This is a genomic window from Allobosea sp. CER48 (assembly GCF_044752385.1).
GTDB lineage: Bacteria > Pseudomonadota > Alphaproteobacteria > Rhizobiales > Beijerinckiaceae > Allobosea.
This window is the reverse complement of sequence record NZ_JBIWYK010000357.1, coordinates 1-3,386: the sequence shown is the minus strand read 5'-3', so window position 1 is coordinate 3,386 and position 3,386 is coordinate 1. Positions and strand designations below refer to the sequence as shown.

Below are 3,386 nucleotides of genomic sequence, written 5' to 3'. Positions count from 1 at the left end.
TCGTCTCAGGCAAATCCGCGCGGGGCGTGACATGAAACAGCGCCAGCCAACGCTCCAGCACCGCCTTGAAGGCGGCCGGCAACCCGCTCTGATCGCCGAAATCGACGACATGCAGCGAGCCCCCGGCATCGAGCCGGCGAAGCGCCTCGGCAACCACGCCCTCCCAGGGCGGGATCATCGAGAGCGCGTAGGAGATCACGATCCGGTCGAAGCCCGCGAGGCCGAACAGCGCCTGCGGATCGAAGCCGGTGGCATCGGCCTGGGCAAGCGCGATCCGGTCCTCCAGCTTTACCCGTGCGACGGAGGTACGGGCCGTCGCCAGCATCTCGCCGGATACATCGAGCCCGTAGCAGGTGCTGTTCGGGTAGCGTCTCGCGATCCGGATCAGATTGCGCCCGGTGCCGCAGCCGATCTCCAGCACGCTCCCGCCCGCAGGCGGCTGCAACCCGTCGATCAGCTGGTCGCGGCCGAGCAGATAGAACTTCCGGCTGGCATCGTAGATGTGCCTCTGATTGCGGTAGATCCGGTCCATCAACCCGGCGGCCGAACCGCCCGATGCCTCGGCAGCCCTCACCGGACCGCCCCCTTCAGCACATAGAGGTGGAAGCCGCCATAGATCGCCGAGCGGTCCTGCCGACAGAGCTCGCGGCTCTGCCCCTCCTCGTATTGCCACTGGTCGAGAATCGCGGCCGGCACCCGGCCCGGCAGCAGCCGTTCATCGGCGGCAGTGCGGAAGATCACCCGGGCGCCCGGCCGCGCCGTGCGCGTGATCTGCGACCACAAGGCCGTGAGATCCGCGTCGTTCATCCAGTCCTGCGCGTCGAGCAGCACGTAGGCATCGCAGCTTTCGGCCGACTGTTCTTCCAGGAACGACGTCACCGCGCTCTGGCGATAGGAGACATTGGGCGAGCGCGCCTTCACCACCGCGAAATGCTGCGGTTGCAGATAAGGCGGGAAGGCGGCATCCGGCCCCTCGCCATAGCGCCGGCCGAAGGCCTGCTGGGCGAAATAATTGTCCCTGAGGTCGAAATCACAGGCGAGGCGTTCCAGCCTGAGCTTCAACGCACCCAGGATGCCATCCTCGCCATCGGCAGCCAGCGCCTTGTATTGCGCCGGCGGGATGCCGAGCCCGTAGAGCGAGGCAGGCTGGCGCACCAGCCAGCGCACCAGCCTGCGCTCGAAGACGGGCGCGAGATGCTTGTCATAGAGCGTCCGCTGCTCGGCCATGTCTCGCGCCGCCAGCATGGCGCTGGGATTGCCCCCGAGCAGCCGCGCAAGCACATGGCCGGTGCCGATGAAGCGGCCGAGCAGGCCGTAGCGGTGGAAGCCGTTGGCGAAGAGGTTGATCCGGCGCCGTCCGTTCAGCCCCCGCCCTTCCCAGTAGCCGCGCGAGACGGCATCCAGATGATCAGCGATCTCGCGGTCGTAGAAGGCGACGTTGTCGCGTGCGTTGGCGCGGCCGAAGAAGCGCAGGAAATCGTCCTGCCGCTCCATCCGCGCCAGCGCGGTCAGCTTCAGCCGGCCGAGTGCGATATGCGTGGCATTGAGATCGACCGCGCTCACGCGGATCGGCGCCACCGTCAGATAGGAGAGGATGTTGCAGGAGCCCGAGGCGATCGCCACGACGTGGTCGTCGGCCTTGAGCTTGAGCGCCGCCATGTCGACGACAGGGTCTTCCCAGATCTGCGGGTAGACCAGCCCCGAGAAGGCACGGGCAAACAGCCATTCCAGCAGGCCGGCCTTGGAGAGCGTCCTGCTGCGCCGGACGGCCTGCCCCAGGCCGGAGCTCGTCATGCGGCGGGCCGCGCGCGCCGTTTGGGTCGCCTGTTGCGTCACCGGTTTTCCTCCCTTTGCGGGTGGCGGGGCTGCTGGCATCGGGCCGGAAAGCGGGAACCACTTTCCGGGCGAATCCGACGCCGAAACAAAGGGATAGATCGCCACTTCGCGTTCGACGGAACGCGCGGCGATCTAGAGGAGTCGCGTGACGGTCAGGTGACGGTGCTCTCGCCTCGCCACGGCATCGTGAGAGCGCGCGCAACCGACGGGGCTGAAATCCGGCACGGGAGACGCCATATTGGCGGCACGAAAGCCGATGAGGCGCCCCCGCTGACAAGGAGATCGCAATGGGTCTGATGAGCATGTTCGGCGAGCCCAGGAAGCAGGACGAGACCTTCCCCTTCCAGCTGACCGATGCCGAGTGGCGGGCACGGCTGACGCCGGAGCAGTACCGCATCCTGCGCGGCCATGGCACCGAGCGGGCCGGGTCCTGCGCGCTCAACTACGAGAAGCGCGCCGGCACCTTCTCCTGCGCCGGCTGTGGCCAGAGGCTCTTCAAGTCGGGCAAGAAATTCGAGAGCGGCACTGGCTGGCCCAGCTTCGACCAGCCCCTGGAAGGCGCGGTCGGCACCACCGAGGACCACAGCTTCGGTATGCACCGCGTCGAGGTGCATTGCGCGAATTGCGGCGGCCATCTCGGCCACGTCTTCCCGGACGGCCCCCCGCCCACCGGCCTGCGCTACTGCATCAACGGCGAGGCGATGAATTTCGAGCCGGAAGCCTAGCAACGCGCGCTGCCGTCATGGTCGGGCTTGTCCCGACCATCCACGTCTTCCCCCGTCGAAGTCCGTGTTCAGGACGTGGATGCTCGCCACGAGGGCGAGCATGACGAAAGCGCCCTACGAAACCGCCGGCACCGCCCTTCGCGCCAGCGCTCCCGCATCCACCATCGGCGGCAGATCGCCGAACTGCCCCGACCAGCCTTCCCCCAGCCGCGTGGCAATGAACGCATCTGCCACGGCAGCGGGCGCATACCGCAGCAGCAGCGAGCCCTGCAGCGCAAGAGCCAGTTTCTCGGTCAGCCGCCGCGCCTGTCCCTCGTTCCGGATCAGCTCGGGCAATTCGCCCTCCAACCGCTTGAGCGCCGCGTCGTAGCGCCGGTCCGCGCCCGCTGCCGCGATCAGTTCCGCGCGCAGCACGTCGACCGCCCCCTCCTCGCGCGCGAGCGAGCGCAGCACGTCCAAGCAGATGACATTGCCCGAGCCTTCCCAGATCGCGTTGAGCGGCGCCTCCCTGTAGAGCCGCGCCATCGGGTTCTCCTCGATGAAACCGTTGCCGCCGTGACATTCCAGCGCCTCGGTGACCACGGCCGGCGCCCGCCGCGTGACCCAGTACTTGGCGACAGGCGCACCCACCCGGGCCAGCAGCCGCTCGCTCGCCGACTCGTCCTGCCGGTCGAGTGCCGCAAAGAGGCGGAAGGCGAGCCAGGCCGCGGCTTCGGCCTCGATCGCGATATCCGCGAGCACGTTCTGCATGATCGGCTGCTCGATCAGCGCCTTCTGGAACGCGCGACGATGCTGCGCATGATGCGCCGCGAGCGACACCGCCAT

At 67.9% G+C, this 3,386-nt stretch carries 4 protein-coding genes; 1 reads left to right on the top strand and 3 read right to left on the bottom strand.

The annotated features are described in order from the left end of the window. Together ACIPIA_RS12715 and ACIPIA_RS12710 are read right to left on the bottom strand one after the other, a co-directional pair. A partial coding sequence (locus ACIPIA_RS12715; protein WP_400510069.1) for a class I SAM-dependent methyltransferase occupies positions 1–532 on the bottom strand: 532 nt, incomplete at its 3' end. Positions 533–570: 38 nt separating this feature from the next. Continuing rightward, a complete protein-coding gene (locus ACIPIA_RS12710) occupies positions 571–1,794 on the bottom strand; it encodes a BtaA family protein (RefSeq protein WP_400510063.1) in 1,224 nt (407 codons plus the stop codon). Between the two features lie 338 nt (positions 1,795–2,132). On the opposite strand from ACIPIA_RS12710, the gene msrB reads away from it, so the two are divergent. Then, on the top strand, positions 2,133–2,561 hold the full coding sequence (gene msrB / locus ACIPIA_RS12705) for a peptide-methionine (R)-S-oxide reductase MsrB (RefSeq protein WP_400510066.1): 429 nt from the start codon (positions 2,133–2,135) through the stop codon (positions 2,559–2,561). Positions 2,562–2,675: 114 nt separating this feature from the next. Here the strand turns inward: msrB and ACIPIA_RS12700 are convergent. Beyond that, positions 2,676–3,386 (bottom strand): acyl-CoA dehydrogenase family protein (locus ACIPIA_RS12700; RefSeq protein ID WP_400510061.1); only part of this gene is annotated, 711 nt, incomplete at its 5' end.

Bases quoted from the DNA above. Each gene is read 5' to 3' on its own strand.
- ACIPIA_RS12710 (WP_400510063.1), bottom strand. From the start codon at position 1,794: ATGACGAGCTCCGGCCTGGGGCAGGCCGTCCGGCGCAGCAGGACGCTC.
- msrB (WP_400510066.1), top strand. From the start codon at position 2,133: ATGAGCATGTTCGGCGAGCCCAGGAAGCAGGACGAGACCTTCCCCTTC.